Raw genomic sequence first — 17,993 nt, forward strand, 5'->3', positions numbered from 1 at the left:
TGGACTCTCGCGACCTGAGCGTTGGACTCTCGCGGGGGTGGGGGTCAGGCGGTGGGGGTCCAGGCGTCGGCGAGGAGCTGCCTGGTCTCGCCGAGCAGCTGCGGCAGGACCTTGGTCTGGCCGATCACCGGCATGAAGTTCGCGTCACCGCCCCAGCGCGGCACCACGTGCTGGTGCAGGTGGGCCGCGATGCCCGCGCCCGCCACCACGCCCTGGTTCATCCCGATGTTGAACCCGTGCGGGCTCGCCACCTGCCGGATCACCCGCATCGCCCGCTGCGTGAACGCGGCGAACTCGGCCGCCTCCTCGACGGTCAGGTCCGTGTAGTCGGGCACGTGCCGGTACGGCAGCACCATCAGGTGACCGGGGTTGTACGGGTACAGGTTCAGCACCGCGAACACCAGCTCGCCGCGGGCCAGGATCAGGCCCTCGGCGTCGTCCAGCCCGGTCACCCGGCAGAACGGGCACCCCTCGGGCTCGTCGCCGACGGCCTTGCCCTCACCGCGCACGTACGAGAGGCGGTGCGGGGTCCACAGGCGCTGCAACGCGTCGCCGACCCCGACACCGTCCTGCTCCTCGTACTCCTGGGTCACTGGACGAGTTCCGCCGTTGGCGAGGCGTTCTCGCGCCGCGCGACCCAGTCCACGACCGTCTCGACCGCGCGGTCCACCGGCACGCCGTTGACCTGCGTGCCGTCGCGGAACCGGAACGACACCGCGCCCTGCTCCACGTCCTTGCCGCCCGCGAGCAGCATGAACGGCACCTTCTGCGTGGTGTGGTTGCGGATCTTCTTCTGCATCCGGTCGTCGGAGGCGTCCACCTCGACCCGGATGCCCTTCGCCCTGAGCTGCTTCGCGACCGCCAGCAGGTGGTCGACGTGCTCGTCCGCGATCGGGATGCCCACCACCTGCACCGGCGCGAGCCACGCCGGGAACGCGCCCGCGTAGTGCTCGGTCAGCACGCCGAAGAACCGCTCGACCGAGCCGAACAGCGCGCGGTGGATCATGACCGGGCGCTGCCGGGAGCCGTCCGGGCCGGTGTACTCCAGCTCGAACCGCTCGGGCAGGTTGAAGTCCACCTGGATGGTCGACATCTGCCAGGTGCGGCCCAGCGCGTCCCTGGCCTGCACGGAGATCTTCGGCCCGTAGAACGCCGCGCCGCCCGGGTCGGGCACCAGCTCCAGGCCGGAGTCCTCGGCCGCGACGCGCAACGCCTCCGTGGCCTTCTCCCAGACCTCGTCGGAGCCGACGGACTTCTCCGGGTTGCGGGTGGACAGCTCCAGGTAGAAGTCGTCCAGGCCGTAGTCGCGCAGCAGCCCGAGGACGAACGCCAGCAGCGACTTCAGCTCGTCCTGCACCTGGTCGGGCGTGCAGAAGATGTGCGCGTCGTCCTGCGTCATGCCGCGCACCCTGGTGAGGCCGTGGATCACGCCGGACTTCTCGTACCGGTACACGCCGCCGAACTCGAACATCCGCAGCGGCAGCTCGCGGTAGGACCGCCCGCGCGATCGGAAGATCAGGTCGTGGAACGGGCAGTTCATGGGCTTGAGGTAGTAGTCCTGGCCCGGCTTGCGCAACTTGCCGTCGTCGTCGTACTCGGCGTCGAGGTGCATCGCCGGGTACATGCCGTCCTTGTACCAGTCGAGGTGGCCGGACGTCTCGAACAGGTTGCCCTTGGTGATGTGCGGCGAGTAGACGAACTCGTAGCCCTCTTCGGAGTGCCGGGCCCGCGAGTAGTCCTCCATGGCCTTGCGGATGACCCCGCCGCGCGGGTGGAACACCGCCAGGCCGGAGCCGATCTCGTCCGGGAAGCTGAACAGGTCCAGCTCGACGCCGAGCTTGCGGTGGTCGCGGCGCTCGGCCTCGGCCAGCAGCTCCAGGTGCGCGTCCAGCGCCTCCTGCGACTCCCACGCGGTGCCGTAGATGCGCTGCAGCTGGGGGTTCTTCTCGTTGCCGCGCCAGTAGGCGGCGGCGACGCGGGTCAGCTTGAACGCCGGGATGTGCTTGGTCGTCGGCACGTGCGGGCCGCGGCACAGGTCGCCCCAGACGCGGTCGCCGGAGCGCGGGTCGAGGTTGTCGTAGATCGTCAGCTCGCCGCCGCCGACCTCCATCACCTCGGCGGTGTCGACGTCGCTCTTGATGTCGACCAGTTCGAGCTTGAACGGCTCGGCGGCCAGCTCGGCCTTGGCCGCGTCGACCGACTCGACCACCCGGCGGTTGAACCGCTGCGCGCCCTTGATGATCGACTTCATGCGCTTCTCCAGCGCCTGGAGGTCTTCCGGCGTGAACGGCTTGTCGACCTTGAAGTCGTAGTAGAAGCCGTCCTTGACCGGCGGGCCGATGCCCAGCTTGGCCTCGGGGAACTGCTGCTGCACGGCCTGCGCCAGGACGTGCGCCGCGGAGTGCCTGATCACGCTGCGGCCGTCCGGGGTGTCGGCGGCGACCGCCTCCACCTCGACGTCGACCCGGGGCGTCCAGGACAGGTCGCGCAGGTGGCCCTCGGCGTCGCGCACGACCACCACGGCGTCCGGCCCCTTGCCCGGTAGGCCGGCCTCGCGCACCGCCGTCCCCGCGGTGGTCCCCGCCGGCACCACCACGCGTGGTGGGGTCGGGGCGGCTGCGGGGCGCGGTAGGGACACGGTGACTCCTCGGTGTGCGGTGGCTCCTGTGCCGGAGATGTTATCGGTGGTCACCGACTCGTTTTCCGGCGCACCGGGTGGGCGGCCCTGATCACCCGGTCGAGCGTCGCTCGGCCGACGACCGGGGACGACGGGGAGTCGGTCGAGGTCGCGGCGCGCCCGGTGGCGCTCACAGCCGGCCTACAGCCGGCGATCAGGTTCCCCTCAGGTAGGTCGCGCACGATGGCGGTCGACAGCACGGGAGAGCAGGAGTTGCGCCATGTCAGACCCCCAGCAGCCACCGCGGGCCGATCCCGGCCCACCGGCAGACCCGACTCCCACAACGCCCGCCGCCGGCCCGGCGGGCACCGGACCGGCGGCGACCAACCCGGGCGGTGCAGACCCGGCGGGCACCCGCCCCGCCGTCGGTCCGGCAAGCGCCGAACAAGCAGGCACTGGTCCGGCGGGCACTGGTCCGGCGGGCACTGGTCCGGCGGGCACTGGTCCGGCGGGCACTGGTCCGGCGGGCACTGGTCCGGCGGGCACTGGTCCGGCGGGCACTGGTCCGGCGGGCACTGGTCCGGCAGGCACTGGTCCGGCAGTTCCGCCGGCCGGTCACCCCGCCGCAGGTCAGCCCGCCGCAGGTCAGCCGGCTGCGGACCACCCCACCGCAGCCGCCGCGGAGCCGGCGGCACCGGGCGCGTCCCACCCCGGTCACTACCCGCCGCCTCCGGTCGGCCGCCGCGGGGCCTTCGGGCGGGTGGTCCGGCACCGGGCCACCCAGCTGGTCGCCGTCGGCCTGCTCGGGCTCGTCCTCGGCGGCGGGATCGTGGCGCTGCTCGACCGCGACCGCCCCCGGCACGGCTTCGGGGCCGACCGGCCCGGTCACTCGCGGTTCGACGAGCGCGGGGACCGGGGTGAGCGCGGCGACCGGCCGGACCGGGGGCCGGGGCGCGACTTCGAGCGCTGAGGTCGGGCTGGTCCGGGTCAGGACAGGAAGCCGCGCAGCAGCAGGGCCGTGCCGTCCAGGTGCTCGGCCATCGCCCGCCGCGCGGCGTCCGGGTCGCCCGCCAGGACGTGGGTGACGATCAGCTCGTGCTGCTCGTTCGAGTGCGCCAGGTTCGGCGGCAGCAGGGGTATCCGGTCGAGCAGCGCGTTCACCCTGGTCCGCGCGTCGGCGACGGCGGCGGTGAGGGAGGCCGAACCCGTCGCCTCGGCGATCGCCAGGTGCAGCCGCGAGTCCTTGCGCCGGTACTCCGCCACCGACGCGTCCCGGCACCCGACCAGCCTGGTCAGCAGGTTGCGCCGCTCGACGGGTCCCAGCGCCCGCCCCGCCGCGCACTCCGCCGCACCCGTCTCCACGGCCGCGCGCAGCGTCAGCGCGTCCGCCAGCTCGCCCGGGTCGACCCGCCGGTCCGGCGCGGGCGCCGGCACCGGCTCGTTCACAAACGTCCCGCCGTACCGGCCACGCCGCGACTCGACGTAGCCGGCGTCCTGCAACGACCTGATCGCCTCGCGCAGCGTCACCCGGCTGACCCCCAGCCGGGTGGCCAGGTCGCGCTCCGCCGGCAGCCGCTCCCCCGGCCCCACCACGCCGAGCCGGATCGCCTGCACCAGCCGCTCCACGGTCTCCTCGAACGCGTTGCCCGCCCGCACCGGGCGGAACAACGCGTCCTGCAACGGCATCACAGCGGTGTCACGTAGGCACCGGCGATACCGCCGTCCACCAGGAAGTTCGACGCGGTGATGAACGACGAGTCGTCGCTGGCCAGGAACGCGACCGCCGCCGCGATCTCCGCCGGCTCGGCGAACCGGCCCAGCGGCACGTGCACCAACCGCCGCGCGGCCCTCTCCGGGTCCTTGGCGAACAGCTCGCGCAGCAGCGGCGTGTTCACCGGTCCGGGTGACAGCGCGTTCACCCGGACGCCCTGCCGGGCGAACTGCACGCCCAGCTCCCGGCTCATCGCCAGCACGCCGCCCTTGGACGCCGTGTACGAGATCTGGGACGTCGCCGCGCCCATCGTCGCCACGAACGACGCCGTGTTGATCACCGAGCCGCGCCCGCGCTCCAGCATGTGCGGGATCGCGTACTTGCAGCACAGGTACACCGACGTCAGGTTGACCTTCTGCACCCGGTCCCACGCCTCGATGCCCGTGGTCAGGATCGAGTCGTCGTCCGGCGGCGAGATCCCCGCGTTGTTGAACGCGATGTCCACCGCGCCATAGGTGTCCACAGTGGTCTGGAACAACGCCGAGACCTGCTCCTCGTCGGTCACGTCGACCGCCGCGAACAGCCCGCCGACCTCGTCGGCCGCCGCCTTGCCCGAGTCCGGGTCGACGTCGGCGACGACGACCCGCGCGCCCTCGGACGCCAACCGCCGCACCGAGGCCAGCCCGATGCCGCTGCCGCCGCCCGTCACCACGGCCACCCGGCCGTCGAGTCGCTGAACCATGTCTCTCCCAATCAATGAGCGATGAAGACGTTCTTGGTCTCGGTGAACGAGTCCGGGGCGTCCGGCCCCAGCTCCCGCCCCAACCCGGACTGCTTGAAGCCGCCGAACGGCGTCCAGTACCGCACCGACGAGTGCGAGTTGACCGACAGGTTCCCGGCCTCGACGGCGCGCGACACCCGCAGCGCCCGCCCGACGTCCCGGGTCCAGATCGACCCCGACAGGCCGTAGGCGCTGTCGTTGGCCAACCGCACCGCGTCCTCCTCGTCGGTGAACGGCAGCACGGCCACCACCGGCCCGAAGATCTCCTCCACCGCGGCGCGGTCGCCGGGCGCGACGGGCGCCAGCACCGTCGGCGGGAACCAGAACCCCGCGCCCGAGGGGGCGGTGCCGCGGAACGCCACGGGCGCGTCGGCGGGCACGTAGGACGCCACCTTCTCCCGGTGCGCGGCCGAGATCAGCGGCCCCATCTCGGTGGCCTCGTCACCCGGCGCGCCGACCACCACGCCCTTGACCGCGGGTTCCAGCAGCTCCATGAACCGGTCGTAGACCGACGCCTGCACCAGGATCCGGGACCGCGCGCAGCAGTCCTGGCCCGCGTTGTCGAACACGCCGTACGGCGCGGTCGCCGCGGCCCGCTCCAGGTCGGCGTCGGCGAACACGACGTTGGCCGACTTGCCGCCCAGCTCCAGCGTCACCCGCTTGACCTGGTCCGCGCACCCGGCCATGACCTGCTTGCCGACCCGCGTCGAACCGGTGAACACGACCTTGTGCACGTCGGGGTGCGTGACGAACCGCTGCCCGACCACCGGCCCGGCGCCCGGCAGCACCTGGAACACGTCCGGCGGGACGCCCGCCTCCAGCGCGAGCTCCGCCAGCCGCACCGCGGTCAGCGGCGTCAGCTCGGCCGGTTTGAGCACCACCGCGTTCCCGGCGGCCAGCGCGGGCGCGAAGCCCCAGGCGGCGATCGGCATCGGGAAGTTCCACGGCACGATCACGCCCACCACGCCCACCGGCTCGTGGAACGTCACGTTCAGCCCGCCGGGCACCGGGATCTGCCTGCCGAACAGGCGTTCCGGCGCGGCCGAGTAGTAGTGCAGCACGTCGCGGACGTTCCCCGCCTCCCACCGGGCGTTGCCGATGGTGTGCCCGGCGTTGAGCACTTCCAGCGCCGCCAGCTCCTCCAGCGCGCCGTCCACCGCCTCGGCGAACCGCCTCAGCAGCCGGGCCCGGTCACCGGGCGCGACCGCCCGCCACCCCGGCAGGGCCGCCGACGCGCGGGCGATCGCCGCGTCGGTCTCCTCCAGCGTCGTCAGCGGGACCGAGCGGACCACCTCCTCGGTGGCCGGGTTGATCACGTCGAACGCGGTCACTTCACTCCCCTGTCGTGTGCGGCCCGGTCCCGGCTCGCGCCGACGAGCGCGGCGAACAACCGGTCGTCCTCGTTGTCGGCCTCCGGGTGCGACTGCACGCCGAGCGCGAACCGCGCGCCGGGCAGCTCCACCGCCTCCGGGGTGCCGTCCGGCGCGCCCGCGACCACCCGCAGGCCGTCGCCGAGCACGTCCAGCGCCTGGTGGTGGTGGCAGTACACGGTGGTGGCCAGGCCGACGATCCCGGCCAGCGCCGAACCGGGCGCGACCGCGATGCCGGTGTGCCCGTACACGCCGGGCGCCGGGTTGTGCCCGTCCACGTGCTGGACCAGCGTGCCGCCCAGCGCCACGTTGAGCACCTGCATGCCGCGGCACACCGCGAGCAGCGGCAGGTCCAGCTCCAGCGCCGCGCGGGCCAGGGCCAGCTCGGCCAGGTCCCGCTCCGGCCGCGCCGGACCGGTGCGCGGGTCGCGCGGTCGCCCGTACAGCGCCGGGTCGACGTCCGCGCCACCCGCCAGCACCAGGCCGTCGAGGAACGCGACGCCGTCGGCGTCCCACGTGCCGAGCGGCGGCAGCAGCACGGGGTTGCCGCCCGCGCGCACCACCGAGTCGAGGTAGTCGCGGTGCAGCACGGCCGCCTCCACGTCCCAGACGCCGAACCGGACCCGTTCCAGGTAGGTGCTGACGCCGATCAGCGGCCGCGCCCTAGAGCCGTTCGAAACCACGGGTCCGCTCCCAGTCGGTCACCGACGAGTCGAACGCGGCCAGCTCCACCCGGGCCGCGTTGAGGTAGTGCTCGACCACGTCCTGGCCGAACGCCTCGCGCGCGAGCTCGCTCCTGGACAGCAGCGACGCGGCGTCGCGCAGGGTGCTCGGCACGGTCGGCCGGTCGGAGGCGTAGGCGTTGCCGACGAACTCCGCCTCCAGCGGCAGCTCGTTGTCCACGCCGTGCAGACCGGCCGCGATCAGCGCGGCGACCGCGAGGTACGGGTTCACGTCCGCACCGGGCACCCGGTTCTCGAACCGCAGCGACTGGCCGTGACCGACGACGCGCAGCGCGCACGTCCGGTTGTCCCTGCCCCACGCCACCGCCGTCGGCGCGAAGCTGCCCCGCGCGAACCGCTTGTAGGAGTTGATGTTGGGGGCGAGGAAGTAGGTCAGCTCGCGCAGCCCGGCGAGCTGTCCGGCCATGAAGTGGTCCATCAGCCGCGACCGGCCGTCGCCCTCGGCGAACACCGGCTCGTCGTCGGCCGAGCGCAGGCTGAGGTGGATGTGGCAGGAGCTGCCCTCGCGCTCGTCGTACTTGGCCATGAACGTCAGCGACTTGCCGTGCTGCGCCGCGATCTCCTTGGCGCCGGTCTTGTAGATGCTGTGGTTGTCGCACGTGGCCAGCGCCTCGGTGTAGCGGAACGCGATCTCGTGCTGGCCGGGGTTGCACTCGCCCTTGGCCGACTCGACGTACATGCCCGCGCCGGTCATGTGGTTGCGGATGGCCCGCAGCAGCGGCTCGACGCGCCCGGTGCCCAGCAGCGAGTAGTCCACGTTGTACTGGTTGGCCGGGGTGAGGCCGCGGTAGCCGCGGTCCCAGGCGTCCTCGTAGGTGTTGTCGAAGACGATGAACTCCAGCTCGGTGCCGACGAACGCGCGCAGCCCGCGTTCGGCGAGCCGGTCCAGCTGGCGCTTGAGGATCTGCCGGGGCGAGGCGACCACGGGCTCGTCGTCCTCCCACACGAGGTCGCACATGACCATCGCGGTGCCCTCGTGCCACGGCACGCGGCGCAGCGTGGACAGGTCCGGCCGCATCACGAAGTCGCCGTAGCCGGTGTTCCACGACGACATGTCGTACCCGTCGACGGTGTTCATCTCCACGTCGACGGCCAGCAGGTAGTCGCAGCCCTCCGAGGAGTGCCGCAGCACCTCGTCCAGGAAGTAGCGCGCGCCGCACCGCTTGCCCTGGAGGCGGCCCTGCATGTCGACGACGGCGACCAGCACCGTGTCGACCTCCCCGGTGTCCACGAGCACGCGCAACTCCTCCACGGAGAGCATTCGCAGTACCTCCAAAGGTATGACAGCGAGCCATTGGACTGGCCAATCTTGACACCAACGAGTGGGCCGCGCCACCCTCGAACCTCTGCCAAAGGAGCGCGTCTGACCCATTAGGGAGCGCAGATGGCCAAGCACGTCGAGTACGAGAAGGTGGGCAGCGAGTACCTGGAGCACCGGCAGCTCAAGCGCGGCGCCGCGGGCTGGGTGCTGCTGGCGGGGCTGGGGGTCTCCTACGTCATCTCCGGCGACTTCGCCGGGTGGAACTTCGGGCTCGCCCAGGGCGGTTGGGGCGGCCTGCTGGTCGCGACGGTGCTGATGGGCGCCATGTACACGTGCATGGTGTTCGGCCTGGCGGAGCTGGCCGCCGCGCTGCCGGTGGCGGGCGCCGGCTACGGCTTCGCGCGGCGGGCGCTCGGGCCGCTGGGCGGGTTCGCGACGGGCATCGCCATCCTGGTCGAGTACGCCATCGCGCCGGCCGCGATCGTCGTGTTCATCGGCGACTACGTGCAGGCGCTCGGGCTGTTCGGGCTCACCAGCTCGTGGCCGGTCTACCTGGTCTGCTACGCGATCTTCGTCGGCGTGCACCTGTACGGCGTCGGCGAGGCGCTGCGGCTGATGTTCGTGATCACCGGGATCGCGGTCGTCGCGCTGATCGCGTTCGTGGTCGGCATGGCGCCGAAGTTCGACTCGGCCAAGCTGTTCGACATCGGCGACGGCAGCTTCCTGCCGTTCGGGGTCACCGGGGCGCTCGGCGCGCTGGTCTACGGGATCTGGTTCTTCCTGGCCGTCGAGGGCGTGCCGCTGGCGGCCGAGGAGGCGCGCGACCCCAAGCGGGACATGCCGCGCGGCATCATCGGCGCGGTGGTGGCGCTGCTGGTGTTCGCGGCGGCGATCCTGGTGCTCGCGCCGGGCGGTGCGGGCTCGCAGGCGTTGATGTCGTCGGGCAACCCGCTGCCCGAGGCGGTCCGCGCGGCGTACGGCGGTGACAACGCGCTCGCGCAGGTCGTGAACTACGTGGGCCTGGCCGGGCTCGTGGCGTCGTTCTTCTCGATCATCTTCGCGTACTCGCGGCAGCTGTTCGCGCTGTCGCGCGCGGGTTACCTGCCGCGCTGGCTGTCCAAGACCGGCAGGCGCAAGACGCCGTACCTGGCGCTGATCGTGCCGGGGACGATCGGCTTCGCCCTGGCGGCGATCATGAAGAGCGGCGCGACGCTGATCAACGTCGCGGTGTTCGGCGCGGCGCTGTCGTACGTGCTGATGATGGTGTCGCACATCGTGCTGCGCGTGCGCGAACCCGGTCTGGAACGTCCATACCGGACGCCCGGCGGCGTCGTCACCACCGGTGTGGCCCTGGTGCTCGCGGTGGCGGCGGTCGTGGCGACGTTCTTCGTGGACGAGCTGGCCGCCGGGATCACCGCGGCCATCGTCGTGGTGGCGCTGGCGTACTTCTGGTTCTACAGCAGGCACCACCTGGTGGCGACCGCGCCGGAGGAGGAGTTCGCCGCCATCGCGCAGGCCGAGGGGGAGCTGAAGGACTGACCCCGGCACGTCGGGTGGCGGCCGATCATCGCCACCCGACGTGACCGCAATTCCACCTATCGTGGCACGCAAGTCCTCCCGAGAGCGGGAACCCCTTGACAACAGGGGCCCGACGACGAGGAGGAGAACAGTCATGAAGCGCAGGGCTTTCACCGCAGGCGCGGCCATCGCGGCACTTGTCTTCACCGCCACCCCGGCGCTCGCCGTGCCGACGTTCGAAGACCAGGTTTTGGCTCTGACAAACGGGGAACGCGCGGCGGCCGGTTGCCCGGAGCTGGCTCCGAACGCCCAACTCGCCGCCGCCGCCAAGCGGCACAGCGACGACATGGCGCGCACCGGCAACTTCAGCCACACCGGAACGGACGGCAGCACAGCGGCACAACGCGTCACCGATGCGGGTTACCCGTGGCGGGTGACGGCGGAGAACATCGCCGCCGGCCAAACCTCCGCCGACGAGGTCGTGCGGGCGTGGATGGAGAGCGAGGGCCACCGGGCCAACATCGTCAACTGCGAGCTGCGGGACCTCGGCGTGGCGTACTCGGCGGACGGCCACAACAAGGGGTACTGGACGCAGGAGTTCGGCGTCACGGGCTGACCGCTCACCGCTCGACCACCTCGACCACGCTGCCCTCGCCGAGCAGGTCGGCGCCGATCACGCGGGGCAGCTCGCCGACCACCGTCACCTCCAAGTCCCGACGGCCCGCGAGAGCCCCCAGGTCCACCGTCCCACCCTCGACCAAGCGGAGCTGCCTGAGGTTGGGCAGGTCGGCGATCGGCTCCAGGAACCACTCGCCCCGCACCGGCTTGAGGGTCAACGACACCAAGCGCGACAGCCCGGACAGCGGCTGGAGGTCGTGGACGTCCGTGCGCTCGAAGTTGAGCTCGACCACCTGTTCCAGGGCGGCCACCGGACCGATGTCCAGCGCACCGCAGTCCGACAGCGTCAGCCGCTTCACCGAGCCGGCCCAGTCCTCGACCGCGGAGAGGTCAGACAACTCCTGGCACTCCCAGAGGTGCAGTTCCCGTGGGTTGGCCAGGAAGGACAGCGAGCGGAGGTCGGTGAGCCGCCGGACGCGGCTCACCGCCAACGCCCGCAACCCCCAACCAGGACTCAGCACCTCGAAGTCCCGCACGTCGCACCCGCTGAACAGGTGCAGCTCCGCGAGGCTCGGGGATCGCCGCAGGCCGGGGAGACCCGTCACCTCGCCGAGGACGCTCACTCGGCGCAGTTCGGTGAACCGCGCCAGCGGCGAGACGTCCACCCGTCCCGCCACGACCGTCAGGCTCAACAACCGGGGCGTGTCGAGGGTGTCCAGGTCGGAGGCGCGCTCCAGGGTCAGGTCGAGCTGTTCGACCTGCGGTGGGACGAAGTCCAGCGGTCCGGGTGGCGCGATGCACATGATGTCGCGCACGTGCTTCAGGTGGCGCAACCCGCGCGCCTGGTTCGGGTCGATGAGGTTGACCACCTCGACAGGCAGGTCGGCGAGCACGGCGGCGGCGTAGGCGTCCGCGTCGAACTTGCTCCACGCGACCACCAACTCCTGCTGCACCAACTCCCTGGTGTCCCGCCCGTACCCGGCCAGCAGCGGCAACGCGTCGTCCAGGCCCATCGCCGCAGCGGCTCGGACGGTGGCGGCCACTTCGATCTCGGTGCGGGGGTCGGAGGCGGCGAGCAGGTCGAGCACGAACGCGCCCGCCGAGGCGAAGGCCGATGCCGCCGCCAACGAGCGCGGGGGCAACAAGCGGGCGACGCGAGCCTGGATCCGATCGCGGATCCCCGGCGCCAGTTCGGGTGCGGTCCCCAGGCACGCCAAGGCGAGCAGGTGCAGGGTGACCCGGTGCGCCTCGAACTCGTCACCGCGGTCCAGGACGCGGTCGAGCAGTTCGTCCCGACGTGATCGGGACGCGTGCCCGGTGGCCATCACGACGACCTCGTGCCACTGGTCGAGGTGGGCGTGGGCCACGAGCGTGCCGATGTCGTCCGCGTCGATCGCGGCCCCGGCCGCCAGGTACTCCTGGAACGTCCGGTGCACGAAGTCGACCCGTCCCTCGACCGGCTCGCGCAGCAACCCGCTGCGCTCCAGCAGGTGCCGGTAGACCTCCTCGGCGGAGGCCGTCACCTCCGGCATCGACGTCAACCGGCGCTCGATCTGCCCGATCGCGCGAGCCACCGGCGCGTCGGTCAGGTCGTTCCGGATGAACCAGTACGCCAGGTCACCCAGCAGGAGGATCTTGCGGGTTCGGGACAACCCCGGCAGCGGCTCGATGCGCCGTTCGGCGTCACGTCGTTCCAGCAGCATCTGCAAGGCGGTGTCGTACAGCTCCATCCGGCTGTCCGGCAGGTGCCCACGCCGGTCCCGGTGCAACGCGCACAACAGCGCGCACAGCAGCGGGTAGCCCGCGAGCTTGCGCAGGTGGTGCCGACCTCCGAACTGCTCCAGCAACCGCGCCCGGTATCCCGCCAGCTCGTCCCGCGCCAGGTCGTCGGCCAGTTGCGACCGCATGGCGTCGTGCCACCGCTCCACGAACTCCCGCACGTCGCTCGCCGTCATGGGCTGCAGGGACGCAACGGCGAACCCGTCGCCCGCCAGCCAGTCCGGGTCGACGGCGCTCGGCCGCGACGTCACGACCACCCGCGCCGCCGGGAACGCGAGGATCAGCGACCTCAGCCACTCCCGGGCCTCCTGACGGCGGTGCGGCGCCAGCTCGTCCACGCCGTCGACCAGGATCAACCCCTGGCCGTTCCGCAGTTGCCGCTGCACCCAGCCGGGCGGCATCTCGTCGGCGATGTGCCTGCCGACCTCGGACAGGAACTGCTCCGCCGCGGGCAGCTCGCGGTCGGCGTAGCGGCGCAGCGGGAGGAAGAACGGGACCGTGCCGTTCCACCGGGTCAGCGGCTCGGTGAAGTCGCGCTGCGCGCTGCGGACCGCGATCCACTGCAACAGGGTCGTCTTGCCCAGCCCGGCCTCGCCGCGGATGAAGATCCGGTCACCGGAGGCCAGCAGGTCCTCGACCCGTTGACCGGGCGTGAAGTAGTCGGCGGCGGCCCCGTCAGCGGTCAGGCTGATGTAGGCCACCGACAGCGGGTAGCGGCGGCTGGCCTCCGACAGCGTCGCGCCGAACATCTCGACCTGGTCGAGCGTGCGGGCGACGAGCTGGCGGTAGTCGTAGGAGAAGTCGGTCGAGCTGCGCCGCTGCGGCAGCCGGGCCAGCACGTCCCTGATCCCCGTGACGACCTCGGTCTCCCGGCGCAGGATCTCGGTCAACGCGCTCGGCCCGAACGGCGGCAGCTCGCGGGCGATCTCGATCACGTACCCGGCGCACTCGCGCAGCAGCAGGCCGTAGAGCTGGACGCCGTCGTCGGACAGCCCGTCGGTGGCGTCGGGCGCGCGGTCTCGCAGGTGCCGGTCGAGGCGGCGGGCGTCCAGGTCGGCGGCGAACAGGTCGTCGTCGTCCAGCGCGGCCCGCTCGAACGTCTCCCGCACGGCCTCGATCGCCGCGAGCCGTTCGTGCTCCGGTAATCGGCGGTACTCGGCGTCCACGATCGGCTGCACCCGCTCGACGACGGCGTCGGTGAACTGCTCGCCCATCCGCCGCAGCTTGCGCTGGTCCAGCGCGCCGGTCAGCCGCTTCTCCAGCAGGTCGACGCCGGTGCCACCGACGGCGGCCGTGATCGACTTGTCCCCCAGCCACAGCTTCAGCGCGCTGCGGACCACCGACGCGCCCAGCGGGATCAGCGCCACCTCGATGCCCATCCCCACAGCCTTGCACCCGCCGTCGCCGACGCGCGCGAGACTTGCGGGGACCAGCAGTAGACCGAGCTGAACAGCCGGATGACCGCTTCGGCGGGCACGTCACCGGGCAGCGCGGGCTGTAGGACAGCGTCGCCCACGTGCCGTCATCGGCCCGGGTGGTGTAGGTGAGGTAGCCGATCAGCTCGCCGCCGTGACCCCGCGCCGAGCGGCCGCACGGCAGGTCGAAGCGCTGCAGACCGAGGCCGTGGGCGAAGATCGCGCCGGTGTCCTCATCGGTTGGGGTCGTCGGCGGTGGAGGTCACCTCACCGGCCGTGTTGATGATCATGTGGGTCACGCCGAGCGGGGTTCCGGCGCCCGGGATGAGGTGCGCCGCCCGGTTCGCTGGAAAACGACAGCGGGACGTGCTCGCGGGCGACGCCCCTGGCAGGATCGGGGCGTGAGTGACATTCAACGAGTTGGAGTGGTGGGATCGGGCCTGATGGGCTCCGGCATCGCCGAGGTCTGCGCGCGGGCCGGGCTGGACGTGCTGGTGGCCGAGGTCAGCCCGGACGCCACGGAGGTCGCGCGGGGGCGGATCGCCTCTTCGCTCGGCCGGGGTGTGCGCAGCGGCAAGCTGTCCGCCGAGGACCGGGACGCCGCACTGGAGCGCCTGCGGTTCACCACCGACCTCGCCGACTTCGCCGACCGGAACCTGGTCGTGGAAGCCGTCGCGGAGAACGAGCAGGTCAAGACCGAGGTGTTCGCGACGCTGGACAAGGTCGTCGTGGACCAGGACGCGATCTTCGCGTCCAACACCTCCTCGATCCCGATCATGAAGCTCGGCATGGCCACCGGGAGGCCGGAGCACGTCATCGGGGTGCACTTCTTCAACCCGGTGCCGGTGCTGAAGCTGGTCGAGCTGGTGCCGTCGCTGCTGACCGGCGAGAAGACCAAGGCCAGGGCGGAGGCGTTCGTGACCGGGGTCCTGCACAAGGAGGTCATCCGCTCGCAGGACCGGGCCGGGTTCGTGGTCAACGCCCTGCTGATCCCCTACCTGCTGTCCGCGATCCGGATGCTGGAGTCCGGGTTCGCCAGCGCCGACGACATCGACAACGGCATGGTGCTCGGCTGCGCGCACCCGATGGGTCCGCTGCGCCTGACCGACCTGATCGGCCTGGACACCACCAAGGCGATCGCCGAGTCGATGTACGAGGAGTTCAAGGAGCCGCTGTACTCGCCGCCGCCGCTGCTGCTGCGCATGGTGGACGCGGGGCTGCTCGGCAAGAAGAGCGGGCGCGGGTTCCACAACTACGCGTCCTGAGCCGGACGTCCAGGCAGGGCCGTCGATCCCGGTGATCGGCGGCCCCGTTCGCGCGCGGCTATCACATCGCACCCGCGCCCGCCACCGCCGCGCCGTCGGCGAGCGATTGGCAGAACCGCCCCGAATGGCCGCGCGGCAATAGCGGGCAAGCGTACGACCGTACCTCATGAGAGCGCTGCCACAAAATGCCACGATGCGTCATCGAAGATCGCTCCGGCATTAGTGCGAAAGAATGACAGAGGTCTAGTCAATAGGCCGTTCGGAGCAGCGCTGATTACCGTCCTCATCCTCGTGGGCACTGATCGACAGGACCTGTGAACTGGCTTTAGAGTGCCCTACGTCACGCTACGGCCGGCTGGTGGACAAGATTGCTTCGCCTAGCGTAACTTTCGACTCGCCCCCCACGAGGAGAACCCCGTCTTGGACCCTCAAAACGTATCCATACGCGATTTTACGGGCCGCCAGCTCAGTGCCCTCCTGCATTCTGTGGGCATCACGGAAAACACCCCGAATTCCGTGCGGCTGCTCGCGGACGCGCTCGGCCCCGGTGGTCTGCGCCCGGTTTCCACCACCCCGCTGTGGCCTTCCGACGTCGCCGACGACCACACACCGGTGGAGTTCTCCACGGCGTTCGCGGCGGGTGAGGCCCCGGTCGTCCGCACGATCGTCGAAACCACCGCTACCAGGCCGTCCCGGGCGGCCAACACGTCGGCGGCGCTGGCCGCGCTGGACCGGATGAGCCGCCGCGGCGACGTGGACACCCGCCGTTTCGAGGCGGTGCGCGACCTGTTCCTGCCGGACGACCCGGAACACGACTTCGCTTTCTGGTATTCGCTGGTGTTCCGGGCCGACGAGGCGCCGGCGGTGAAGGTGTACCTCAACCCGGAAGTGCGCGGCGAGGGCGGCTCCGAGGAGTTGGTGCGGCAAGCGCTGGAGCGGACCGGTTTCGCCGCCGGTTTCCCGGTGCTGCGCTCGCACGCGGTGACGAGGCCCGGCCTGGACCGGTATTCCTTCTTCGCGCTCGACCTGGTCGAACAACAGCAGGCCCGGGTGAAGGTGTACATCTCCCACCACGCGGCGGATGTAACGGACGTCACGCTCGCGGCGAAGGCCGCGCACGGGGTCGATGTGGACAGGGTGCCCGATTTCTGCCTGCTCACCGGCGGCCTCAACCGGACGTTCGACAAGCGCCCGCTGATTTCCAGCTACACGTTCCTGGACGGCGACGACCGGGCGCCCAGCGGCTATTCCCTGTACGTGCCCATCCGGGACTACGTGGCCGACGACGAGGAGGCCCGCCGCCGGGTGCTCGCGGTGATGGCCAAGTACGACCTGGACCCGACGCAGTTCGACAACGCGCTGCGCAGCGTCGCCCACCGACCGCTGGACGAGGGCGTCGGCCTGATCGCCCACGTCTCGCTGCGCATGGGCAGGCCGCGTCCCGGCGTCACCGTCTACCTGTCGTCCGAGGCCCACGCCGTGGCCGCACCCCGTTCGATCAGCCTGGCAGGCTAGGAGTCACCATGCCCACGATGGAGCCGTACCGCATCAAGGTCGTGGAGCCCATCCCGATCACCACGCGCGCGCACCGCGAGCGGGCGCTGGCCGCCGCCGGCTACAACCCGTTCAACCTCGCCGCCACCGACGTGACGATCGACCTGCTCAGCGACTCGGGCACCGGCGCCCTGTCCGCCGAGCAGCAGGCGGCGGGGCTGCGCGGTGACGAGACCTACGCGGGTGCGCGCTCCTACTACCGGTTCCGCGACGTCGTCCAGGACTTGACCGGCTACCCGCACGCCTTCCCCGTCCACCAGGGGCGCGCGGCCGAGCGGATCCTGTTCACCGCGTTGATCGGGCCGGGTCGGGTCAGCGTCAGCAACACGCACTTCGACACCACCCGGGCGAACGTCGAAATCCTCGGCGGCAAGGCCGTCGACCTGCCGTGCCGGGCGGCCGAGGACCTGGACGACGACGCGCCGTTCAAGGGCGACATCGACCTGGACGCGCTGGAAGCGATCCTGTCCGGGCCCGAGGACGTCGCCGTCGTGCTGCTCACCATCACCAACAACGGTGGTGGTGGGCAGCCGGTGTCGATGGCCAACCTCAAGGCGGCGGGTGAGCTCGCCCGGCGGCACGGCGTGCCGTTCTTCCTCGACGCGGCGCGCTTCGCGGAGAACGCCTGGCTGGTCACGCAGCGGGAGCCCGGTTACGCCGACCGCACCCCGCGGCAGGTCGCGGAGGAGGCGTTCCGCCTGGCCGACGGGTGCGTGGCGAGCCTGAAGAAGGACGCCATCGTCCACATGGGAGGGCTGCTCGCGATCCGCGACCCCGAGCTGGCCGCCAAGTGCGAGCTGCTGCTGATCGCGACCGAGGGCTTCCGGACCTACGGCGGCCTGTCGGGCCGCGACCTGGAGATGCTGGCCCAGGGCCTGCTGGAGGTGACCGACCCGGAGTACCTGCGCGCCAGGGCCGACGCCACCGCCTACGTCGCGGACCTGGCGCGGGCGGCGGGGGTGGACAGCGTGCGGCCCACCGGCGTGCACGCGGTGTACCTCAACGCCGGGCGGCTGCTGCCGCACCTGCCGCCGAGCCGGTTCCCGGGGTTCGCCCTGGCCACCGAGCTGTACCTGGCGGGCGGCATCCGGTGCGCCGAGCTCGGGTCGCTCTACCTCGGCGAGCTGGACGACGGGGGCGAGCTGCTCAAGCCCGCGCCGTACGAGCTGGTCCGCCTCGCCATCCCGCGGCGGGTCTACACGCAGAGCCACCTGGAGTACGTCGGCGAGACGCTGGCCGGGATCGCGAAGGACCCGGAGCGGGTGCCCGGCTACCGGCTGACGCACGCGCCGAAGCTGTTGCGGCACTTCAACTGCCGGCTCGAACCGGCGGTGTAGGCGGGCCGGGTGACCGCACCCGGT

General features: G+C 71.6%; 14 protein-coding genes. 6 read left to right on the plus strand and 8 right to left on the minus strand.

Annotated features, from left to right (window positions below):
* Positions 1-44 precede the first annotated feature (44 nt).
* Both AB0F89_RS29885 and thrS read right to left on the minus strand, forming a co-directional pair.
* On the minus strand, positions 45-593 hold the full coding sequence (locus AB0F89_RS29885; protein WP_367128975.1) for an HIT domain-containing protein: 549 nt from the start codon (positions 591-593) through the stop codon (positions 45-47).
* Positions 590-2,596 (minus strand): threonine--tRNA ligase, encoded by a 2,007-nt coding sequence (gene thrS, locus AB0F89_RS29890; protein WP_367139046.1) that lies wholly within the window; start codon positions 2,594-2,596, stop codon positions 590-592. Before thrS ends, AB0F89_RS29885 begins: the two co-directional genes overlap by 4 nt.
* A gap of 781 nt (positions 2,597-3,377) precedes the next feature.
* Here thrS and AB0F89_RS29895 point away from each other — a divergent pair.
* Entirely contained in the window at positions 3,378-3,587 is a 210-nt protein-coding gene (locus AB0F89_RS29895) for a hypothetical protein (RefSeq protein WP_367128976.1), read from the plus strand.
* A 17-nt stretch (positions 3,588-3,604) separates the two neighbouring features.
* Here the strand turns inward: AB0F89_RS29895 and AB0F89_RS29900 are convergent, their stop codons facing one another.
* From AB0F89_RS29900 to AB0F89_RS29920, 5 genes are read right to left on the minus strand one after another with little or no spacing between them, the layout of a single operon-like run.
* Positions 3,605-4,303: a FadR/GntR family transcriptional regulator gene (locus AB0F89_RS29900; RefSeq protein ID WP_367128977.1), complete on the minus strand. Its 699-nt coding sequence runs from the start codon at positions 4,301-4,303 to the stop codon at positions 3,605-3,607.
* Entirely contained in the window at positions 4,303-5,070 is a 768-nt protein-coding gene (locus AB0F89_RS29905; protein WP_367128979.1) for a 3-oxoacyl-ACP reductase, read from the minus strand. The genes AB0F89_RS29900 and AB0F89_RS29905 overlap by 1 nt, the downstream gene beginning before the upstream one ends.
* 11 nt (positions 5,071-5,081) lie before the next feature.
* Positions 5,082-6,440, minus strand: a complete 1,359-nt coding sequence (locus tag AB0F89_RS29910; protein ID WP_367128980.1) for an aldehyde dehydrogenase — start codon at positions 6,438-6,440, stop codon at positions 5,082-5,084.
* Positions 6,437-7,162: a gamma-glutamyl-gamma-aminobutyrate hydrolase family protein gene (locus tag AB0F89_RS29915; protein ID WP_367128981.1), complete on the minus strand. Its 726-nt coding sequence runs from the start codon at positions 7,160-7,162 to the stop codon at positions 6,437-6,439. Before AB0F89_RS29915 ends, AB0F89_RS29910 begins: the two co-directional genes overlap by 4 nt.
* On the minus strand, positions 7,143-8,483 hold the full coding sequence (locus tag AB0F89_RS29920) for a glutamine synthetase family protein (RefSeq protein WP_367128982.1): 1,341 nt from the start codon (positions 8,481-8,483) through the stop codon (positions 7,143-7,145). Before AB0F89_RS29920 ends, AB0F89_RS29915 begins: the two co-directional genes overlap by 20 nt.
* A 123-nt stretch (positions 8,484-8,606) precedes the next feature.
* Between AB0F89_RS29920 and eat the strand changes: the two genes are divergently transcribed.
* Both eat and AB0F89_RS29930 read left to right on the plus strand, forming a co-directional pair.
* On the plus strand, positions 8,607-10,022 hold the full coding sequence (eat, locus tag AB0F89_RS29925) for an ethanolamine permease (RefSeq protein WP_367128983.1): 1,416 nt from the start codon (positions 8,607-8,609) through the stop codon (positions 10,020-10,022).
* Between the two features lie 133 nt (positions 10,023-10,155).
* Positions 10,156-10,617, plus strand: coding sequence for a CAP domain-containing protein (locus tag AB0F89_RS29930; protein ID WP_367128984.1), 462 nt, complete (start codon positions 10,156-10,158; stop codon positions 10,615-10,617).
* Between the two features lie 4 nt (positions 10,618-10,621).
* Here AB0F89_RS29930 and AB0F89_RS29935 read toward each other — a convergent pair whose 3' ends face one another.
* On the minus strand, positions 10,622-13,777 hold the full coding sequence (locus tag AB0F89_RS29935) for an NACHT domain-containing NTPase (protein WP_367128985.1): 3,156 nt from the start codon (positions 13,775-13,777) through the stop codon (positions 10,622-10,624).
* A 437-nt stretch (positions 13,778-14,214) separates the two neighbouring features.
* On the opposite strand from AB0F89_RS29935, the gene AB0F89_RS29940 reads away from it, so the two are divergent.
* The 3 genes from AB0F89_RS29940 to AB0F89_RS29950 all read left to right on the plus strand — a co-directional run bounded on the left by AB0F89_RS29940 (position 14,215) and on the right by AB0F89_RS29950 (position 17,969).
* Entirely contained in the window at positions 14,215-15,078 is an 864-nt protein-coding gene (locus AB0F89_RS29940) for a 3-hydroxybutyryl-CoA dehydrogenase (RefSeq protein ID WP_367128986.1), read from the plus strand.
* 486 nt (positions 15,079-15,564) lie between these two features.
* Positions 15,565-16,593: a tryptophan dimethylallyltransferase family protein gene (locus tag AB0F89_RS29945; protein ID WP_367128987.1), complete on the plus strand. Its 1,029-nt coding sequence runs from the start codon at positions 15,565-15,567 to the stop codon at positions 16,591-16,593.
* Between the two features lie 8 nt (positions 16,594-16,601).
* Positions 16,602-17,969, plus strand: coding sequence for a tryptophanase (locus tag AB0F89_RS29950; RefSeq protein WP_367128988.1), 1,368 nt, complete (start codon positions 16,602-16,604; stop codon positions 17,967-17,969).
* Positions 17,970-17,993 lie beyond the last annotated feature (24 nt).

The organism is Saccharothrix sp. HUAS TT1, assembly GCF_040744945.1.
Classification (GTDB): Bacteria; Actinomycetota; Actinomycetes; order Mycobacteriales; family Pseudonocardiaceae; genus Actinosynnema.